The organism is Pseudomonas sp. 910_23 (assembly GCF_052850795.1).
On the sequence record NZ_VXCZ01000006.1, the window covers coordinates 169,078 to 187,819 of the forward strand.

General features: G+C 60.3%; 16 protein-coding genes. 4 read left to right on the plus strand and 12 right to left on the minus strand.

Annotated elements, in window-relative coordinates:
• Nucleotides 1-139 precede the first annotated feature (139 nt).
• Nucleotides 140-1,600 (plus strand): membrane-bound lytic murein transglycosylase MltF, encoded by a 1,461-nt coding sequence (mltF, locus tag FW800_RS09355; protein WP_005791148.1) that lies wholly within the window; start codon nucleotides 140-142, stop codon nucleotides 1,598-1,600.
• Between the two features lie 136 nt (nucleotides 1,601-1,736).
• Here the strand turns inward: mltF and FW800_RS09360 are convergent, their stop codons facing one another.
• The 5 genes from FW800_RS09360 to treP form a co-directional block, all read right to left on the minus strand.
• A complete protein-coding gene (locus FW800_RS09360; protein ID WP_122732556.1) occupies nucleotides 1,737-2,015 on the minus strand; it encodes a PTS transporter subunit EIIB in 279 nt (92 codons plus the stop codon).
• Nucleotides 2,016-2,017: 2 nt separating this feature from the next.
• Nucleotides 2,018-4,552: a phosphoenolpyruvate--protein phosphotransferase gene (gene ptsP, locus FW800_RS09365; RefSeq protein WP_446437473.1), complete on the minus strand. Its 2,535-nt coding sequence runs from the start codon at nucleotides 4,550-4,552 to the stop codon at nucleotides 2,018-2,020.
• Between the two features lie 48 nt (nucleotides 4,553-4,600).
• On the minus strand, nucleotides 4,601-5,821 hold the full coding sequence (locus tag FW800_RS09370; protein WP_446437474.1) for a carbohydrate porin: 1,221 nt from the start codon (nucleotides 5,819-5,821) through the stop codon (nucleotides 4,601-4,603).
• 68 nt (nucleotides 5,822-5,889) lie between these two features.
• Nucleotides 5,890-7,536 carry an alpha,alpha-phosphotrehalase gene (gene treC / locus FW800_RS09375; protein ID WP_446437475.1) on the minus strand — a complete coding sequence of 549 codons (1,647 nt, stop codon included), beginning with the start codon at nucleotides 7,534-7,536 and terminating at the stop codon, nucleotides 5,890-5,892.
• A gap of 119 nt (nucleotides 7,537-7,655) precedes the next feature.
• A complete protein-coding gene (treP, locus tag FW800_RS09380) occupies nucleotides 7,656-9,098 on the minus strand; it encodes a PTS system trehalose-specific EIIBC component (RefSeq protein WP_032879618.1) in 1,443 nt (480 codons plus the stop codon).
• A gap of 239 nt (nucleotides 9,099-9,337) precedes the next feature.
• Here treP and treR point away from each other — a divergent pair, with 239 nt between their 5' ends.
• The gene (gene treR, locus FW800_RS09385) at nucleotides 9,338-10,042 is read left to right on the plus strand and encodes a trehalose operon repressor (RefSeq protein WP_032879617.1); all 705 of its coding nucleotides are present in this window, start codon (nucleotides 9,338-9,340) and stop codon (nucleotides 10,040-10,042) included.
• 46 nt (nucleotides 10,043-10,088) lie between these two features.
• Here treR and FW800_RS09390 read toward each other — a convergent pair whose 3' ends face one another.
• From FW800_RS09390 to FW800_RS09420, 7 genes are all read right to left on the minus strand, one after another.
• On the minus strand, nucleotides 10,089-10,400 hold the full coding sequence (locus FW800_RS09390) for a hypothetical protein (protein ID WP_446437525.1): 312 nt from the start codon (nucleotides 10,398-10,400) through the stop codon (nucleotides 10,089-10,091).
• 50 nt (nucleotides 10,401-10,450) lie between these two features.
• On the minus strand, nucleotides 10,451-10,813 hold the full coding sequence (locus FW800_RS09395; protein ID WP_248132438.1) for a hypothetical protein: 363 nt from the start codon (nucleotides 10,811-10,813) through the stop codon (nucleotides 10,451-10,453).
• A complete protein-coding gene (locus tag FW800_RS09400; RefSeq protein ID WP_446437476.1) occupies nucleotides 10,806-11,498 on the minus strand; it encodes a hypothetical protein in 693 nt (230 codons plus the stop codon). Before FW800_RS09400 ends, FW800_RS09395 begins: the two co-directional genes overlap by 8 nt.
• Before the next feature lie 177 nt (nucleotides 11,499-11,675).
• Nucleotides 11,676-13,253 carry a glutamine-hydrolyzing GMP synthase gene (guaA, locus tag FW800_RS09405; RefSeq protein ID WP_005791155.1) on the minus strand — a complete coding sequence of 526 codons (1,578 nt, stop codon included), beginning with the start codon at nucleotides 13,251-13,253 and terminating at the stop codon, nucleotides 11,676-11,678.
• A gap of 81 nt (nucleotides 13,254-13,334) precedes the next feature.
• Nucleotides 13,335-14,804 (minus strand): IMP dehydrogenase, encoded by a 1,470-nt coding sequence (gene guaB / locus FW800_RS09410; protein WP_014719807.1) that lies wholly within the window; start codon nucleotides 14,802-14,804, stop codon nucleotides 13,335-13,337.
• A 104-nt stretch (nucleotides 14,805-14,908) separates the two neighbouring features.
• Nucleotides 14,909-15,457 (minus strand): hypothetical protein, encoded by a 549-nt coding sequence (locus tag FW800_RS09415; RefSeq protein WP_005791157.1) that lies wholly within the window; start codon nucleotides 15,455-15,457, stop codon nucleotides 14,909-14,911.
• Between the two features lie 137 nt (nucleotides 15,458-15,594).
• The gene (locus FW800_RS09420; RefSeq protein WP_032879615.1) at nucleotides 15,595-16,362 is read right to left on the minus strand and encodes a sulfite exporter TauE/SafE family protein; all 768 of its coding nucleotides are present in this window, start codon (nucleotides 16,360-16,362) and stop codon (nucleotides 15,595-15,597) included.
• A gap of 99 nt (nucleotides 16,363-16,461) precedes the next feature.
• Between FW800_RS09420 and FW800_RS09425 the strand changes: the two genes are divergently transcribed.
• Both FW800_RS09425 and xseA read left to right on the plus strand, forming a co-directional pair.
• Nucleotides 16,462-17,352 (plus strand): LysR family transcriptional regulator, encoded by an 891-nt coding sequence (locus FW800_RS09425; RefSeq protein ID WP_446437477.1) that lies wholly within the window; start codon nucleotides 16,462-16,464, stop codon nucleotides 17,350-17,352.
• 9 nt (nucleotides 17,353-17,361) lie between these two features.
• Entirely contained in the window at nucleotides 17,362-18,741 is a 1,380-nt protein-coding gene (xseA, locus tag FW800_RS09430; RefSeq protein WP_032879613.1) for an exodeoxyribonuclease VII large subunit, read from the plus strand.
• Nucleotide 18,742 lies beyond the last annotated feature (1 nt).

The window sequence follows — 18,742 nt, forward strand, 5'->3', positions numbered from 1 at the left end:
CGAGGGCAGTTATTTTAACCGTCACAATGGCGCTCCAGGCCGCGTTTCTGCGGGCTGCAGCACAGTTTTAACCGCGCTAGCAGACAAGTGCAGCGCTGTCGAGATATGGCGCCACGGGCCGTTTGCGTATACTGCGCAGATGTTCTCCCCAACTGTTTTGCGCCCGCGATGGGTCAAATGGCTCATCGCCACCCTGCTCTTCCTGACGCTCAGTGCCTGTGTTGATAAGCCCAGCACGCTTGAGCGAATCAAGGAGGATGGCGTATTGCGGGTGGTCACCCGGAACAGTCCGGCCACGTATTTCCAGGACCGTAACGGGGAGACCGGGTTCGAATATGAACTGGTCAAGCGTTTTGCCGACGAGCTGGGCGTGAAGCTGGAAATCGAGACCGCCGACAACCTCGATGACCTGTTCGGTCAGCTGGGCAAACCCAACGGCCCGGTTCTGGCCGCCGCCGGTTTAGTCAGCAGCGAGCAGCGCCAGCAGCAGGTGCGTTTTTCCCACCCGTACCTGGAAGTGACCCCGCAGATCATCTATCGCAACGGCCAATCGCGCCCCACCAATGCAGCCGATCTGGCGGGCAAGAAGATCATGGTGCTCAAGGGCAGCACCCACGCCGAACAACTAGCGGCGCTGAAGAAACAGAATCCTGCAATCGAATACGAAGAGTCCGACGCCGTTGAAGTAGTCGACCTGCTGCGCATGGTCGACGAGGGGCAGATCGACCTGACCCTGGTGGACTCCAACGAAGTCGCCATGAACCAGGTGTACTTTCCCAATGTGCGCGTGGCGTTCGACCTCGGCAATGCCAGCAACCAAAGCTGGGCCGTGGCGGCAGGCGACGACAACAGCCTGCTCAACGAAATCAACAGCTACCTGGACAAGGTCGAGAAGAACGGCACGTTGCAGCGTCTGAAAGACCGTTATTACGGCCATGTCGACGTACTCGGCTATGTGGGCGCCTATACCTTTGCCCAGCATCTGCAACAACGCCTGCCCAAGTACGAGAAGCACTTTCGTGCCTATGCCAAGGCAGAGAAAGTCGATTGGCGGCTGCTGGCAGCCATCGGCTACCAGGAATCGCTGTGGCAACCGACGGTCACCTCCAAGACCGGCGTGCGCGGCCTGATGATGCTGACCCAGAACACCGCTCAAGCCATGGGCGTGTCCAACCGCCTGGACCCCAAGCAGAGCATCATGGGCGGCGCCAAGTACCTGGCCAGGATCAAGGATGAGCTGGACGACAAGATCGCCGAGCCCGACCGCACCTGGTTTGCCCTCGCCGCCTATAACGTCGGCACCGGTCATCTGGACGATGCACGTATCCTGGCCAAGAAAGAAGGCCTGAACCCGAACAAGTGGCTGGACGTGAAGAAGATGCTGCCGCGCTTGTCGCAGAAGCAGTGGTACAGCAAGACCCGCTATGGTTATGCGCGTGGCGGCGAGCCGGTGCATTTTGTGGCGAACATCCGGCGTTACTACGACATTCTTACCTGGGTGACCCAGCCGCAGCTGGAAGGCAACCAGGTGGTGGAAGGCAACCTGCATGTACCGGGTGTGGACAAGACCAAGCCGCCGCAAGACAGCCCTCAACTCTGATCACGACAGCCCGCACACCGCAAATCCCTGTGGGAGCCGGGCTTGCCCGCGATGGCGGCCTGACAGTCAAGGTATTCGGCGCCTGACACACTGCTATCGCGGGCAAGCCCGGCTCCCACATTTGATCATCGTAGCCTTATAGGCCGGTTAGCAGATGGACCACGCCGCCCGGCAGTACCATTACTGCGGGTACACCGGCTGCCTTCAACGCTGACTCATCCACCCGTCCCGCATCCTGCAATTGCACCCTCACCCGCGTCAGCGCCACGCGCTGCTGTGACGTGACGTTCCCCTCCCCACCCAATGCACTCAGCACCTCGGCCGACAACAGGCTCGGTGTCGGCGCGGCAACTGTCTCGGCCACCAGGTCCGGCGTCAGGGCTTTCCAGAACGCCCGCTGCAATTTCTCGAACATGCTCAGTGCTCCACGACAGATGAGGTTTCAACGGTGGCCGCGTGGTACAGGCGCAGGGCCTCACGCACTTGATTGGCTTCTTCCAGACCCAGCACCTGGCGGGCGATGATCTGACAGTCGTGCAGGTCCAGCTCGCGCACGGTGGCCTTGATGGTCGGGATCAGCGGCACGCTGACCGACAGCTCATCCACGCCAAGCCCGATCAATACCGGCACGGCCACTGTTTCGGAGGCCAGTGCACCACATACCCCCACCCACTTGCCGTGGGCATGGGCCGCTTTGACCGTGATGTCGATCAGGCGCAGTACCGCCGGATGGAAACTGTCGGCCTGGCTGGCCAGACGCGGGTGGTCGCGGTCCATGGCGAGGGTGTATTGGGTCAGGTCGTTGGTGCCGATGGAGAAGAAATCCACATGAGGCGCAAACACATCCGCCATCAGCGCTGCGCTGGGGACTTCGATCATGATGCCCAGCTTCGGTAACTCGGTCAGCCCAAGCGCCAATGCCTCTTCTTCGAGCATCTTGCGCGCCAGGTGCAGCTCCGACAGCAGGCTGACCATCGGCAACATGATATGCAGTCGCGCCAAGCCTGCACTGGCAAGGATCGAGCGCAGCTGTTCACGCAGCAGTTCGGGGCGCTCCAGGCACAGGCGAATACCGCGCAGGCCAAGGAACGGGTTGGTCTCGCTCTCCATCGGCACATAGGCCAAGGGTTTGTCGCCGCCCACATCCAGGGTGCGCACCACCAGGTTGCGCTCAGTGCCCAGGGCGCGGGCGATGGCGCTGTAAGTGCCAGCCTGTTCTTCGGCGCTCGGGGCGCGGTTACGGTCCAGGTAGAGGAACTCCGAACGCAGCAGGCCCACGCCTTCCCCGCCCAGGGTCAGGGACTGCTCCACTTCCTGCAACGAGGCGACATTGGCGGTGACTTCAACGTGATGCCCATCGCGGGTGACCGCCGCCCGTGAGGCCTGTGCCACCTCACGTTGCAGTCGCAGCTTTTGCTGTTGGCGAACCGCCTGCAATTGTTCGATTTCAGCCAGATCCGGCTCCAGATGCAGCTCGCCTTTGTCGGCATTGAGCAGTACCCGTTTGCCGTTGGCCAGGGCCAATACCTGGCTCGGCACCCCGCAAACAGAGGGCAGGCCCAGCGCGCGGGCAAGGATTGCCACATGACTGGTAGCGCCACCGGCGACCGTGACGAAGCCCAGGACTTTACCGGTATCCAGGCCGGCGGTTTGTGAGGGTGTCAGTTGCTCGGCGACCAGGATGGCGCACTCCGGCAGCTCCATGGATCGCTCGGGCACGCCCAGGATCAACTTGAGCACGCGCTGACCAACGTCGGCCAAGTCCGCTGCACGTTCAGCGAGCAGTGCCTTACCCAAGCCCTCGAAGAGTTGAGCGGTCGCCACTGTGGCGCGGTTCCAGGCAAAGGCGGCACTCTTACCCTCGGCCAGCAGGCTATAGGCTTGTTCAAGCAGGGTTGGATCTTCGAGCAATTCCTGATGAGCGCGGAAAATTTCGGCTTGGGCACTGCCGGCCGCCTTGGCTTGCAAGTCTTGCAGCGCCTCGCTTGCCGCCCGTAGGCCACGCGCCAATGCGGCCCGCTCAAAGGTTTCTCCGGCGCCAGCTTCGGGAATATCGAGCGTCGGCTCAGCCACTTGGACGACCTGGCCGAACGCCGAACCCGGCGATGCGCAGACACCTCGCAACACGGTGGCCGAAGATGCCGGTGCGGCGGGCGTGTTGATCTTCTCGACCGCTACCGGCAAGGTCTCGCCACAGCCGTCGAGCAACAACGCTACGAGTGACTGGATCGCCGCCTCGGCATCTTCGCCCGCCGCGCTCACCTGCACGCTGTCGCCCTGACAGGTCTGCAGCGCCATGATCGCCACCAGGGACTTGGCATTCGCACTCTGGGTTTGCTTGTGCAGGTAAATGCTCGAGTTGAACCCTTTCGCCGCCTGGGCAAGCACCGCCGCAGGCCGGGCGTGCAAGCCATGAGCGTTGGGCACGGTCAGTGGCTTGGAGAACAGCGCGTTACCCTCCTCCTCATCCAGCTCGGCAGATACCTGCCCGGGCGATACTCGCAACAGTGGCTGGCCCGCCTCGACCAACGCCCGGTCTGCCACCAACAGCTCAAACGGCTCGCCGCTCACCACCAGCATCAAGGTCAGCAGACTGCGTGCATGGAGCGCCACATAGTCGGCATCGAACTCTATCAGCGGCTGCCCAGCCTCCACCCGCTGGCCTTCCTCGACCAGACGGGTGAAGCCCTGGCCAGCCAGGTTCACGGTGTCCAGACCGATATGCAGCAACACCTGCACACCGTTGTCGTCGGTGACACTGACCGCATGACCGCTGTCCTGAATGTTGCTGATCACCCCGGCCAACGGCGCGCAGAGCGTCTGCGAGATCGGGTCGATGCACAGCCCGTCGCCGATCACGCGACCGGAAAATACCGGGTCGGGTACCTGATCCAGCGCCAGCAGGACCCCGGACAGGGGCGCCAGCAGTGTCAGGGGTTTAGATGGGGTCATGACTTCACCTGTTGTTGTGTTTTTTAAAGATCATTGGGAGCTACCGAATTACTTCCACCAGTACTCGACTTGTACACCCATGTTCGAGCCATGCCGCGCAGTGCCATAGGCACCGGTATCAGATAATGCCGAACCCGCCGCCAGCTCATTGGCCGCACGCTTGGCCGCCTGGTTCCAGGACGCATAGGTGTAATACAACCGCACTTCCGGCCGAGCCCAGAACTCAGGACCTTTGGGCGACCAGGTCGGAGCGAACGTGAATTTGCTCAACTTGCGCGTGCTCCCCGTGGCGTCAACCTGATCGTGACCCAGCTCAGCGACCAGTTTGAATTGCTCGCTGATGGCATACGCCGGGCGCACGCCGAGGGAGATCCAATTCTGGTCCTGGCGCCCTGGGCGCACGTCTTTCTGGTACACCGCTTCAACTTGCCCGCCGAAACGCGGGGTCACCTGCCAGTCGAAGAATTCCACTACCCGGTAGCTTTTGCTGCTCCTGTCCAACGCGGTATTGCCGGTATAGCCCAGGCCGGTGCCTGGGCCTTCACCGTACTGGAGGGCAAACTTGTTCTTGCCCCCCAGGAATGCAGCTTGTACATGCTGCGCGGTCAGCGCCCATCCGCTGTTGGCGTCACGCCCGCCAGCCTTGGCGATGTAGCTCAAGCCAAGCTCCAGCTCGCCGCCAGGGTTGGTATTGAAACCTGCGACGTTGAAGTCGTGACGGGTGGCGTATTCCTTCTGGTACAGGTTGTCCTTGCGTGACAGCGCGTAGCTGTATTTCAAGCCGCCGATCAGCACGTCCTCGATTCCCCCTCCGGTGGCGCTCTGGTTCCAGTAGTAGAAGTCGGAGATATGGATGTCGTTACGCTTGTAGTAACGCCGCCCGGCCCACAGCGAACCGCCATTGAGGCTGGGCAGGTTGGACCATTGCGCGTACATCTGCGGCATACGCGCCGAACCGTTGTTTTCGCCCTGGAATTTCAGGGCACGGTCGTACTGGTTGTAGAGGGAAGCCATGGCATCGACGCTGAACACCGACCCGTCATCGAGGGTCAGCAGGTCCTGGCGCAATTCCAGCTCAGCGTATTGCTCGCATTCGTTGCCCAAGCGGTACTTGGTTTGCGCCCCCGGTAGTTGGAAGCATTGCTGCTTGCCACTGCCCGTCGATGTGCCTGCGCCGCTGCGCAAGTAACCGGCGAATTCCAGAGCCTGGGCGCCAAACGGCGCAGCGAGGCAAGAGGCGATAAGACCCAGCTTTATTTTTGTTTTCATGAAGCGCTCCTTTTATTTTTATTGTTATTTCTTACTGTCTTGCGTGACGCGATCGCCCGTAGGGCGGCTTAGCCCTTGAGGTGCAGCACAAACGATTCGTAAGGGCGCAACACCACCGTGCTCGTGCGCACCGGGCAGTCGGGGTAGTTGCTGATCAGCAAACGTTGTTCGCACGCCGCGTTGATCACCTGATCGGGCAATTGGATTTCGCACGGCGTGCCGTAGAAGTTGTTGAGCACCAGCAGGCGCTCGCCCTGGCCTTCACGCAGGTAAGCCCAAACCTTGGAATGGTCTTGCAGCAGCGGGCGATAAACGCCTTGCTGGATCAGAGGTTCGCGGCGCCGCAGGGCGATCAATGCTCGGTAGTGATGCAGCACCGAGTCCGGGTCATCCAGCTGACTTTCGACATTGATGCGCGCGGCGTTGTCCGGGATGCCAATCCAGGGCTCGCCACGACTGAAACCGGCATTGGCCTGGCTGTTCCACTGCATCGGCGTACGCCCGTTGTCGCGGGACTTCTGCATGATCGCCGCCATGCTCGATGCTTCGGACTCTCCCGCATCGCGCTTGAGTCGGAAGATATTCAGGGTTTCTACATCGCGGTATTGTTCGATCCTGTCAAAGCCCGGGTTGGTCATCCCCAGTTCTTCCCCCTGGTACACATAGGGTGTGCCCTGGAGGAAGTGCAGCGCGGTGGCAAGCATCTTGGCCGAGACCACGCGATATTCGCCGTCATCACCAAATCGCGAAACCACCCGTGGCTGGTCGTGGTTACACCAGAACAGCGCGTTCCAACCGCCACCGGCCTGCATGCCTGTCTGCCAATCAGAGAGAATCTGCTTGAGTTGCAGGAAATCGAAATCGGCATTTACCCACTTTTGCAGGTTGGGGTAATCGACTTTCAGGTGATGGAAGTTGAAGGTCATCGACAGCTCTTTCGAGGCCGGATTCGAGTAGCGAATGCAGTGTTCCAGGCGGGTGGACGACATCTCGCCCACGTTGATCAGGTCATGGCCGTCGAAGACTTCGCGGTGCATTTGCTGCAGGTACTCGTGCACATGCGGGCCGTCGGTGTAGAAGCGGCGGCCGTCGCTGGTGTCTTCGGGGAAATCGGCGGGCTTGGAGATCAGGTTGATCACGTCCAGGCGGAACCCACCCACGCCTTTGTCACGCCAGAAGCGCATCATCTTGAACACTTCGGCGCGCACCTTGGGGTTGTCCCAATTGAGGTCGGCCTGGGTGTGGTCGAACAGGTGCAGGTAGTACTGGCCAGTCTGCGCTTCGTACTCCCAGGCCGAGCCGCCGAACTTGGACTCCCAGTTGTTCGGCTGGTCGCGCCAGATGTAGAAGTCGCGGTAAGGGTTGTCGAGGCTGCTGCGTGCCTGCTGGAACCACTCGTGCTCGACGGAGGTGTGGTTGACCACGATGTCGAGCATCAGCCTGATGCCGCGCTTGGCCGCTTCGCTGATCAGCAAGTCGCAGTCGGCCATGGTCCCGTAGCTGGGGTCGATGGCGTAGTAATCGCTGATGTCGTAGCCGTTGTCGCGCTGGGGTGAGCGCAAAAACGGGGTGACCCACAGGCAATCCACGCCCAGCCAGTGCAAGTAGTCGAGCTTGTCGACGATGCCCAGCAGGTCACCGGTAGCGTTACCCGCGTGGCTGTGGAAGCTTTTGGGGTAGATCTGGTAGATCACCGAGTGTTGCCAGGTTTGCATGGTGGGTTCCTTCAGTAGAGTTGGGTGCTGGCCCTTCTGGCCTCATCGCAGGCAAGCCAGCTCCCACAGTTGAAATGCGTTCAACCTGTGGGAGCTGGCTTGCCCCCGGTGGCGATTGATCAGGCGACCCGGTAGCCAGGCCGAATGATCTTCATGCTCAACAGGCAAGTCAGCGCAAACGGCACGACCATCGCCACGATCATGCCGATCACAAACATCGGAATCGCACTCGGCACGATCGAGATAAACCCGGGCAAGCCACCGACGCCGATGGCCGAAGCCGTCACCTTGTTCAGCGACAGGAAAATGCTGCCCAGCGCCGAGCCCAGCAGAGCGGCGTAGAACGGGAACTTGAAGCGCAGATTCACCCCGAACATCGCCGGCTCGGTGATGCCGAAATAAGCCGAAATTGCCGAGGTGGACGCCATGCTTTTGTCCCGCGCATTGCGGGTCATGTAGAACACGCCCAATGCGGCGCTGCCCTGGGCCAGGTTGGACATGACGATCATTGGCCAGATAAAGGTGCCGCCCTGGGTCGAAATAAGCTGCAGGTCGACGGCCAGGAACATGTGGTGCATACCGGTGATCACCAATGGCGCATACAGCAGGCCGAAAATCGCCCCGCCAATCATGGGTGCAATCTCAAACAGGGTGACCAGGCCTTCGGTAATCAGGATGCCGAGGTGGCGGGTGACCGGGCCGATGATCGCCAGGGCCAGCACGCCGGTAACAACGATGGTGGTGATCGGCACGACCAGCAATTGAATCGCATTCGGTACCCGCGCCCTTAGCCACTTCTCGATCACGCTCATGACGAAGGCGGCCATCAGGATCGGCAGGATCTGCCCCTGGTAACCCACCTTCTCGATCTGGAACCAGCCGAAGATATCGAAGTACGGCAGGCTCTGGCCGTCGAGGCCGGCGACCGCCTTGCCGTAGTTCCAGGCGTTGAGCAGGTCGGGGTGCACCAGCATCAGGCCCAGCACAATGCCGAGGATTTCACTGCCGCCAAAACGCTTGGCTGCCGACCAGCCCACCAACGCCGGCAGGAACACGAACGAGGTGTTGGCCATCAGGTTGATCAGGCTCCACAGGCCATCCAGGTTCGGGTAGGCCTCCAGCAGGGTCTTGCCTTCGATGAACATGCCCTTGGCGCCCATCAGGTTGTTCACGCCCATCAACAGGCCGGCGATGATCAGCGCGGGCAGGATCGGCATGAACACATCGGAAAACACCCGCACCAGACGCTGCATGGGGTTGGTCTTGTCGCCGCCGGCTTTCTTCACGTCGGCAATGGTTGAGGCGGCCAGGCCGGTCAGTTCGCGCAGGGCGGCATAGACCTTCTCCACTTCGCCGGGGCCGATCACCACCTGGAACAGGCCGCCGGTAAAGAACGAGCCCTTGACCAGATCGACCTGGTTCAACGCATTGCCGTTGACCAGGCTTGGGTCCTTGAGCGCCAGGCGCAGGCGGGTCACGCAATGGGCAGCTTGCTCAAGGTTATCGCGGCCCCCGAGGTGCTCGAGAATCTCGCGGGCAGTAGACGAATAGTCGTGGCTCATGCTCGTTTTCCACTGTGATTGTTTTTATGGGTGGCAGTCATTGGCAGCACGCCGAGGAGGGAAAAGTACTCGTCTGTACGAGTTAAATCAACAACTCGTCTGTACGAGTTACACTTTTGTTTATATGTGGGAGCTTACTGTCAGATTTTTCCCTCGCCTGCACGGCTATCCAATGGACAAACCCCACCTCTGCCACTAAGGTTCCTGCCTTGAATGCAAGCCAGGCACAGAGCCATCTCATGAGCAAATACAACCAGATCTATACGGATCTGCTTGCCAGCATCACCACCGAACGCCTGCAACGCGGTACGCGCCTTCCCTCCGAAACCGAACTGATGGACGCCTACCAGGCCAGCCGTGGCACCGTGCGACGCGCCATCGAGCAGTTGCAGGAGCGTGGCTTTGCGCAAAAAATCCATGGCAAGGGCACCTTTGTGTTGTCGCCCAACCCGATCGAGTTCCAGTTGGGCGGCATCGTCAGCTTTCACGAGACCCACGCCGACCTGGGCGATGACGTACGCACTGACGTCGTCGAGTTCACCCAAATCCCGCTGGAAGGTTCTTTGCTGCAACACATCGAAGCCGAGCCCGGCACGCTGATCACCCGCGTCAAACGCGTACGACGTATCGGTGGCAAGCGCGTGATCCTGGACATCAACCACTTCGTTGCCGACCTGATCCCCGGCCTGGACCACTCGATTGCCGAGCAGTCGATCTACGCGTTTATCGAGCAAACGCTGGGGCTGCAGATCAGCTATGCACAGCGCACCATCGAAGCCCTGCCGCGCAGCAAGGACGACCAGGCGCACCTGGACCTTGATGGGCAAAGCCATGTGATCGTGGTGAGTAACCAGACGTTTTTGCAGGATGGAAGGCAGTTCGAGTACACCGAGTCGCGGCATACGCTGGATAAGTTTTACTTTTCGGATATTGCGCGGCGGTGAATTCTACGCGCGGGCTTGGGGCTAGCAGCTGGAGAACCGCTCCCCCTTAGTCGATGGCATAGCCCCGTCGCTGATCAAACTCGAGATATTTTCGGGTGATCGCAGGATCATCTGAGCGCCCCTCGACAGTGTCCGTCGTCACCAAGCCATTCAGGCCCCGGACGCAATGAATAGCGGCTTCCCATGCGTCGGGCTCCACGGGCGGCTCAATAAAGTCTTTTAAGTACGCATCCAGAATGCCCTTATCAGGCGTCTCGATTTCTTGACTCAAGGCAGACAGATAGGCCGACTTATCCGTGCGGCCCCAATTAATCGAGAACCCTGCGCGATGACAGAGGACTGAATGAACCACCAGCATCGTTCTTCCATTGCCATCAAGGAATGGATGCCCGTAAGCGAAAAAACCCATCACCAGGCCGGGTGACTTTTAAGCACAACCTTGTTCTGCCCCAAACGAAGCCCTTCTTCAACGGCTCTTTTGGCTTCGTACGGAAGACAAAAACAGGTGCCCGCTTTGGAGATCGCCAAGTCTGGAGAAGTCGCCATCCTGTCACTGCCTGCCCACGGATAAAGATCACCAAACAGAAGCGCATGGACCTTTAAAAAATCGCGGTACGTGATCGTGCTTTTCTTCGCCAAATAGGCCATCGCGTCAGCAAGGTTCGCCGTAAACAGGTCATGTTCAAGCTGCTTGACGATGTTCAGGTCTTTTTCACCGACAACGTTTCTGAGATAGCCCTTCGCGTCAAAGTCCTTGAATGGGTCAAACACGCTGCTTTTCCCTCAAGTAGTTGGTAAGCAGATGAACCGCTTCCAGACCAGTGACTTTTTTCTCTTTCTTCAGCGCGATGACCAAGTTCTCTATGACGTCAGTCTGAACATCGTCTCCCGCCAACCGAGAAACATTTTCTGCCCACTCATCGGCGTAAGTCCGGATGTAAGCGACCTGACATGCGTCCGCCAGATCCATCACGTAACGCCGTAGTCCAGACTCAGGAATGATCAACGCACCCGTTTTCGGATGACGCCGGACCGAACTTTTCGGTTTACGGGGAGAAGCGAGTTCATTGACATAAACCACTGACCGTCCACCAAGCGATAACTTGCGTCGAATTCGGCGGCTCCCCTTTATGCAAATCCTTGCATCCTTTGACACGACCAAACGCCCGGCGCCGGATTTGGCGACCTGCACAGAAGCACTTACGCCAAGCCGCTGAAATACCTCAACGGCGAGCGCTTCAAGGTCAGCGACAGGAGTCACAACGCCTGTATCAGGGTGACGAGAAGCTTTGGCGTAGATGCCAATGCCCATGCGCACAATCACGCCTTTGCGCATTAACTCATCCAATGCGACAGAAACCTGTGAATGCCCGCCAAGCGCAGCAACATCCATGCGCAGGATCACGTTTCCCAGCACGCCCTCAATGGCAGTCTGCATACGCTCTTCCAGCTTCAAGTACAGACCTCCGGCAATAGCTTCTCAGAATCACTTCAAAGGGGTGCCAATCGATGCAGTTCGATTATGGGCAAGCGTAGGCTATTCTCCAACCCCCTTTTCAGGACACACTAAAAACACAAACCCCGGCCATCAGGCCGGGGTTTTGTTATTCAGCACTCACCTGCTATTGCAGGATCATTCCCACTCAATGGTCGCCGGCGGCTTGCTCGACACGTCATACGTCACGCGCGAAATGCCTTCGATTTCATTGATGATACGGCCGCTGACCGTCTCCAGCAGTTCGTAAGGCAGGTGTGCCCAACGGGCGGTCATGAAGTCGATCGTCTCTACGGCACGCAGCGCAACAACCCAGGCGTAACGACGACCATCGCCTACAACGCCAACCGATTTCACCGGCTGGAACACCACGAACGCCTGGCTGACCTTGTGGTACCAGTCGGCCTTGCGCAGTTCTTCAATGAAGATGTGGTCAGCGCGACGCAGCAGGTCGGCGTATTCCTTTTTCACTTCACCGAGGATACGCACGCCCAGGCCCGGGCCTGGGAATGGGTGGCGGTAGACCATGTCGTACGGCAGGCCCAGTTCCAGGCCCAGACGACGGACTTCGTCCTTGAACAGTTCGCGCAGCGGTTCTACCAGCTTGAGGTTCATTTCCTCAGGCAGGCCACCCACGTTGTGGTGGGACTTGATCACGTGGGCCTTGCCGCTCTTGGCGCCGGCCGACTCGATCACGTCTGGGTAGATGGTGCCCTGGGCGAGGTACTTGATGTTGTCCAGTTTGTTGGACTGGGCATCGAAGACGTCGATGAAGGTACGACCGATGATCTTGCGCTTCTTCTCCGGGTCGGACTCGCCGGCCAAGTTGTTGAGGAACTGTTCCTCGGCGTTGGCGCGGATCACCTTGACGCCCATGTTCTCGGCGAACATGGCCATCACTTGCTCGCCTTCGTGCAGGCGCAGCAGGCCGTTGTCGACAAATACGCAGGTCAGCTGGTCGCCGATGGCCTTGTGCAGCAAGGCAGCAACTACCGAGGAGTCCACGCCGCCGGACAGGCCGAGCAACACGTTGTCGGTACCGACCTGGGCGCGCACCTGAGCGATGGCGTCTTCAGCGATTTTCGACGGGGTCCACAGGGCTTCACACTCGCAGATGTCGAGGATGAAGCGCGACAGGATGCGCCCGCCTTGCTTGGTGTGGGTCACTTCCGGGTGGAACTGCACGCCGTAGTAACGACGCTCGTCGCTGAACATACCGGCGATCGGGCAGCTTGGGGTGCTGGCCAGGATGTGGAAGTCTTCCGGCATCTTGGTGACCTTGTCACCGTGGCTCATCCAGACGTCGAGGCCGAACAGGCCGTCGGCGTCGATGTGGTCTTCGATGCCGTCCAGCAGGCGGCTCTTGCCGACCACGTCCACACGGGCATAACCGAATTCACGCAGCTCGGAGCCTTCCACCTTGCCGCCCAGTTGTTCGGCCATGGTTTGCATGCCGTAGCAGATACCGAACACCGGTACGCCCAGGTCGAATACCGCTTGCGGGCAACGCGGGCTGTTGGCTTCGTGCACGGACTCGGGGCCACCGGCGAGGATGACGCCTTTAGGGGCGAATTCGCGGATCGCTGCGTCATCCATGTCGAACGGGTGCAGTTCGCAGTACACGCCGATTTCACGCACGCGGCGGGCGATCAGCTGGGTGTACTGGGAACCGAAATCGAGGATCAGGATGCGATGGGCGTGAATGTCGAGGGCCATGAAGTCAGTCTCGTCTAATGAATCAGAAACAACTCGGGGCTGAAAGAACAGCCCCGGTTACTTAACATTTTGCTGGAAGGCTCAACCTACACGGTAGTTTGGCGCTTCCTTGGTGATCTGCACGTCGTGGACATGGGATTCAGCCATGCCTGCGCCGGTGATCCGTACGAACTCAGGCTTGGTGCGCATTTCTTCGATGTCGGCGCTGCCGGTGTAGCCCATCGAGGAACGCAGGCCGCCCATCAGTTGATGGATGATCGCGCTCAGGGTGCCTTTGTACGGCACACGGCCTTCGATACCTTCCGGTACGAGCTTCTCGGCGCCTGCCGAGGAGTCCTGGAAGTAACGATCGGAAGAACCTTGCGCCTGGGACATGGCGCCCAGCGAACCCATGCCACGGTAAGCCTTGTACGAACGGCCCTGGAACAGTTCGATCTCGCCAGGCGCTTCTTCGGTACCGGCGAACATCGAGCCCATCATCACGCAGGAAGCACCGGCCACGATGGCCTTGGACAGGTCACCGGAGAAACGGATGCCGCCGTCGGCGATCAACGGTACGCCAGTGCCTTCAAGGGCAGCGGCGACGTTGGCGATAGCGCTGATCTGCGGCACGCCCACACCGGCGACGATACGCGTGGTGCAGATCGAGCCAGGGCCGATACCGACCTTGACAGCGTCAGCGCCAGCTTCGGCCAGAGCCTTGGCGGCAGCGCCGGTGGCGATGTTGCCGCCGATCACTTGCACGTCAGGGAAGTTCTGCTTGACCCAGCGCACGCGGTCGATCACGCCTTTGGAGTGACCGTGGGCGGTGTCGACCACCACCACGTCAACACCGGCAGCAACCAGCGCCGAAACGCGGTCGCCCGTGTCTTTACCGGTGCCGACTGCCGCGCCAACACGCAGACGACCCTGGTCATCCTTGCTGGCCAGCGGGTAAGCCTTGGCTTTTTCGATGTCGTTGACGGTCATCATGCCCTTGAGGGCGAATTTGTCATCGACGATCAGCACGCGCTCGATGCGGTGCTTGTGCAGCAGTTCGCGCACATCGTTCTTGTCGGCGCCTTCCTTGACAGTAACGAGGCGCTCTTTAGGCGTCATCACTTCACGGACGGTGACTTCAAGGCGGTTCTCGAAACGCACGTCACGGGAAGTGACGATGCCGACCAGGTCGCCATCGTGCAGCACCGGGACGCCGGAGATGTTGTGCATGCGAGTGAGTTCGAACAGGTCACGCACGGTGGCGTCGGCTTCGATGGTGATTGGATCTTTCACCACACCGGCTTCGTAACGCTTGACCTTGCGCACTTCGGCAGCTTGCTGCTCGATAGTCATGTTCTTGTGGATGATGCCGATGCCGCCTTCCTGAGCCATGGCAATGGCCAGACGGGCTTCGGTGACGGTGTCCATGGCAGCGGAAACCAGGGGAATATTCAGCTCGATGCCACGGGTTAGGCGGGTCTTGAGACTGACTTCGTTAGGAAGCACCTCGGAATAACCGGGCACTAGGAGAATGTCGTCGAATGTCAGAGCTTCTTGGCTGATACGCAGCATCGCGGGGGCTCCCGAGCGGGAAAATGGAAGCGCGCCATTATATACATGCACCCTGCCCGGCTCAATGTAAAACTCTGACAAACTTGGTAATACTGATAGAAGGATTAAAGCTCGACTTTGACCCAGCTCATTTTCTGGTCCAACCAATCGGCAAATTCGTCGATAAAGCTCTGCTTGAACCCCGCCTCCGCCCAGTTGTTGAAGATGAACCCCAGGTTGGAAAACCCGCATTCCTGCAGGAACAGAAAGCCGTTGATGTCATCTTCATGCCCACACAGCGGGCAGGTGAAGTTGTCGGTGTGACCAGGCATCCAGTCTTCCAGGCTTTCGAACAGCGCCTCGCCAACTTCCTTCAGGCATTCCGGGCAGCCGGCTTCTTCAAGGAACCCCTTGGCCGGCGTGTAGATGCAACGCTTGTAGATGATCTCCAGGCCATTGACCGGCTCGTTGAACGGCAGCGCTTCAGGGTGCAGCACCACGGCGCGGGCACCATCGGCCAGGGCGTAGCCCATGCGGTTGCCGGTGCGCCCGCAGGTAGTGAGTTCTTCCTTGATGATGTTCTTGCGCACCAGCCAACGCACGATCGCCCGGGCGCGGGGTTCGTGGACGGGCAAGGTGGAGATTTTCGGGACAAGGATGCTTTGGGAATTCATGGGAGTCCTGCGGTGTGGCTATTGGCGCCATCGCGGGCAAGCCCGGCTCCCACAGTTGATCGCATTCCAATGTGGGAGCCGGGCTTGCCCGCGATGACGCCCGGGAGGACGGCAGCTTAATCCCTGAAAAAATCAGGTCAAGTACTCACATACCGCCCGATCAACGCAATACCACTGGCCAATACCAACCAGGTCACCAACCGCACGAACGCCTCACGGGACAGCCGCATCGTCAGCCTGCGTCCACACCACAGCCCCAGGGCCATCGCCGGCAACAGGCAAACCGCCAACATCAATAACGGCAAATCTGCATACACGCCGGCAATCAGGAACAGACTCAAACGCACGACCGTGCTGCAACTGATCAGCGCGCTTTGCGTGGCCCGCGCCGCGTCCTTGGGCAAACGGCTGTTCAGGTAAATCGCATATAAAAAGCCGCCACTGCCGAATAGCGCACCAAACAGCCCCCCAACAGTGCCCATGGGAATCGACCAGCCCGCTGCCAGCTCAGTCGGCCGTGCCTTCACGGCCAGGCTGTAAATCGCGTAGGCGCTGATAAACAGGCCCATCAACAGCAGCAACAGGTCCGAATGCAGGTTGAGCAAAAACACCACGCCCAGGCTGCAGCCGATGGCCATGCAGGGCAGCAACCGCAACAGTTCTGGTTTGTTCACATCGCGCCGCGTTTGCAGCAAGCCGCCAAACGCCGCGACAAAGTCGAGAAGCACCAGCAACGGGATGATCTTCGACAGCGGCATAAACACAATCAGGATCGGCCCGGCGACCAAGGCCGTCCCGAACCCAGCAATGCCAAACACCACATAGGCCAGCACCACACCCAGGCCGATCACCAGCCAATCCACAGCCCCGAACGACCACTGACTCATCAACTCAACCAGGCTCATGGGTTATCCCTTGTTGGACATGGCCTTCACTTTAGCCATTGTCGACTGTTGCGACTAATATCTTCAAAGCTAGCCACTCATCTCAAAAAGGCATGACTCGTGATCTCCACGCGGCAACTGCGTTACTTCGTCGAAATCGCCGAGAGCGGCAGCTTCAGTGCCGCGGCCGAACGCCTGTTTGTGGCGCAGTCGGCCTTGAGCCGGCAGATCAAGGAACTGGAAAATCAACTGCAAACCCCATTGTTCGAACGCACCGCACGCCAACCGCGGCTCACAGCGGCCGGTGAAGCGTTCTACCCACGGGCGCGCAATTTGCTGAGTGAGTTGCTCAAGGCCAGCGAAGTGGCGACCCTAGTAGGCAATGGCCAGCTTGGCACGCTGCGCCTGAGTCACTCGAGCACAGTGCCGATGAGCGGCGCGTTATTGCACGGCATCAGCACCTGGCTAGAGCGCTGCCCTGGAGTATCGGTGGATATCGCCAAGCTCTCCTCCGAAGCCCAGTTGGAGGACATCGCCGAGGGTCGCCTGGACGTCGGCCTGCTGCGCTTGCCCGTACTGCGCCAGCGCGACGGCGTGCGTGTGCTGCCGTTGTACACGGAGCCGTTGGTGCTGGCGGTGCCGCCGAATCATCCGTTGGCACGCAGCGACGCGCCGGTGGAGTTGGCGCAGCTAAAGGACCAAGCGTTTATCTCGATCCCCCATCCCCAACGCGGCGGGCTGAGTTATCTGTCGGCCGAATTGTGCATGCGTGCAGGATTTTTCCCCAGGGCCGCACGGGTGATGTCGCGCAAGACCACGCAGTTGCAATTGATCCAGGCCGGTTTCGGCATTGCCTTGTTACCAAAATCCATGCAGGACATCGCCCCCGCCAACCTGCACTTTTTACCCCTGGCCGACCCGGACTGCCATAGCACCGTGGCCCTCGCCTGCGCGCAGGCGCCGAACCCGCTGGTAGAGCAGTTCTGTCAAACCCTGCACGAATGCCTATAAACTGCCGCCATGATTAAAGATCCTTTTGCCCGTCTGGGCCTGGACCGCGAAGTCCTGACTGTCAGCCAGCTCAACGGCCGCGCGCGGGTGTTGCTGGAAGACGTGTTCACCAATATCTGGGTCGAAGGCGAAATCTCCAACCTCGCCCGCCCGGCTTCCGGCCATGTGTATTTCACCCTCAAGGACAGCGGGGCCCAGGTGCGTTGCGCGCTGTTTCGCAACAACGCTGCACGCGTGCGCCAGGCGTTGAAGGACGGCCTGGCGGTCAAAGTGCGTGGCAAGGTCTCGTTGTTCGAGGGGCGTGGCGACTATCAACTGATCCTCGACACCGTGGAACCTGCCGGCGATGGCGCGCTGCGCCTGGCCTTCGATGCCTTGAAGGAAAAGCTCAGCGCCGAAGGCCTGTTCAGCGCCGAGCGCAAGGTGCCGCTGCCCGCGCACCCGCGGCGTATCGGCATCATCAGTTCGCCGACCGGCGCGGTGATTCGCGACATCATCAGTGTGTTCCGCCGCCGGGCGCCGAACATTGAACTGACACTGATCCCGACCGCTGTGCAGGGCCGCGAGGCGATCCCGCAGATCGTGCGGGCGCTCAAACTCGCCGATGCCCGCGGCTTCGACGCGCTGATCCTGGCCCGTGGCGGCGGCTCACTGGAAGATCTCTGGTGCTTCAACGAAGAAGCCGTGGCCCGAGCGGTGGACGCCTGCGTCACGCCCATCGTCAGCGCCGTCGGCCATGAAACCGATGTGTCGATCAGCGACTTCGTGGCGGACGTGCGCGCTCCGACGCCCTCCGCCGCCGCCGAGCTGCTGGCACCGGACGCCAGCCATCTGGTGCGCCAGGTAGACAACCTGCATCGGCGCCTGGTGATGCTGATGCGCAACCGCCTGAGCCACAGCCGCCTGCGCCTGGAAGGCATGGCCCGGCGCCTGCGTCACCCGGGCGAGCGCTTGCGCCAGCAGGCACAACGTCTGGATGACCTGGACATGCGTATGCGCCGCGCCTTCGAGCGCGGCCTCAATACCCGTCGCGAGCGCTTGATTCGCCTGGAGACCCGCCTCGCCGGCCAGCATCCGGGCCGCCAATTGGCGCTGTTGCGCCAGCGCCTGGACAGCCTCGCCGAACGCCTGCCCCGAGCCATGCGCGAAGGTCTCAAGGCCCGACGCCTGCAACTGCAAAGCCAGGTGCAGACGTTGCAGGTGGTCAGCCCGCTGGCGACCCTGGGCCGTGGCTACAGCATCCTGCTGGATGAACGCGGCCAGGCGATTCGCAATGCCGCACAAACCCACACCGGCCAGCGCCTGACCGCGCGCCTGGGTGAAGGTCAACTGCAAGTGCGGGTGGAAGACAATCACCTGACCCCCGTCACCCTTTCGCTACTGGATTGAT

Bases quoted from the DNA above. Each gene is read 5' to 3' on its own strand.
- FW800_RS09415 (WP_005791157.1), bottom strand. From the start codon at position 15,457: ATGAATTCCCAAAGCATCCTTGTCCCGAAAATCTCCACCTTGCCCGTC.
- ptsP (WP_446437473.1), bottom strand. From the start codon at position 4,552: ATGACCCCATCTAAACCCCTGACACTGCTGGCGCCCCTGTCCGGGGTC.
- FW800_RS09390 (WP_446437525.1), bottom strand. From the start codon at position 10,400: ATGCTGGTGGTTCATTCAGTCCTCTGTCATCGCGCAGGGTTCTCGATT.
- FW800_RS09420 (WP_032879615.1), bottom strand. From the start codon at position 16,362: ATGAGCCTGGTTGAGTTGATGAGTCAGTGGTCGTTCGGGGCTGTGGAT.
- guaB (WP_014719807.1), bottom strand. From the start codon at position 14,804: ATGCTGCGTATCAGCCAAGAAGCTCTGACATTCGACGACATTCTCCTA.
- FW800_RS09360 (WP_122732556.1), bottom strand. From the start codon at position 2,015: ATGTTCGAGAAATTGCAGCGGGCGTTCTGGAAAGCCCTGACGCCGGAC.
- treP (WP_032879618.1), bottom strand. From the start codon at position 9,098: ATGAGCCACGACTATTCGTCTACTGCCCGCGAGATTCTCGAGCACCTC.
- xseA (WP_032879613.1), top strand. From the start codon at position 17,362: ATGATTAAAGATCCTTTTGCCCGTCTGGGCCTGGACCGCGAAGTCCTG.
- mltF (WP_005791148.1), top strand. From the start codon at position 140: ATGTTCTCCCCAACTGTTTTGCGCCCGCGATGGGTCAAATGGCTCATC.
- treR (WP_032879617.1), top strand. From the start codon at position 9,338: ATGAGCAAATACAACCAGATCTATACGGATCTGCTTGCCAGCATCACC.
- FW800_RS09370 (WP_446437474.1), bottom strand. From the start codon at position 5,821: ATGAAAACAAAAATAAAGCTGGGTCTTATCGCCTCTTGCCTCGCTGCG.
- treC (WP_446437475.1), bottom strand. From the start codon at position 7,536: ATGCAAACCTGGCAACACTCGGTGATCTACCAGATCTACCCCAAAAGC.
- guaA (WP_005791155.1), bottom strand. From the start codon at position 13,253: ATGGCCCTCGACATTCACGCCCATCGCATCCTGATCCTCGATTTCGGT.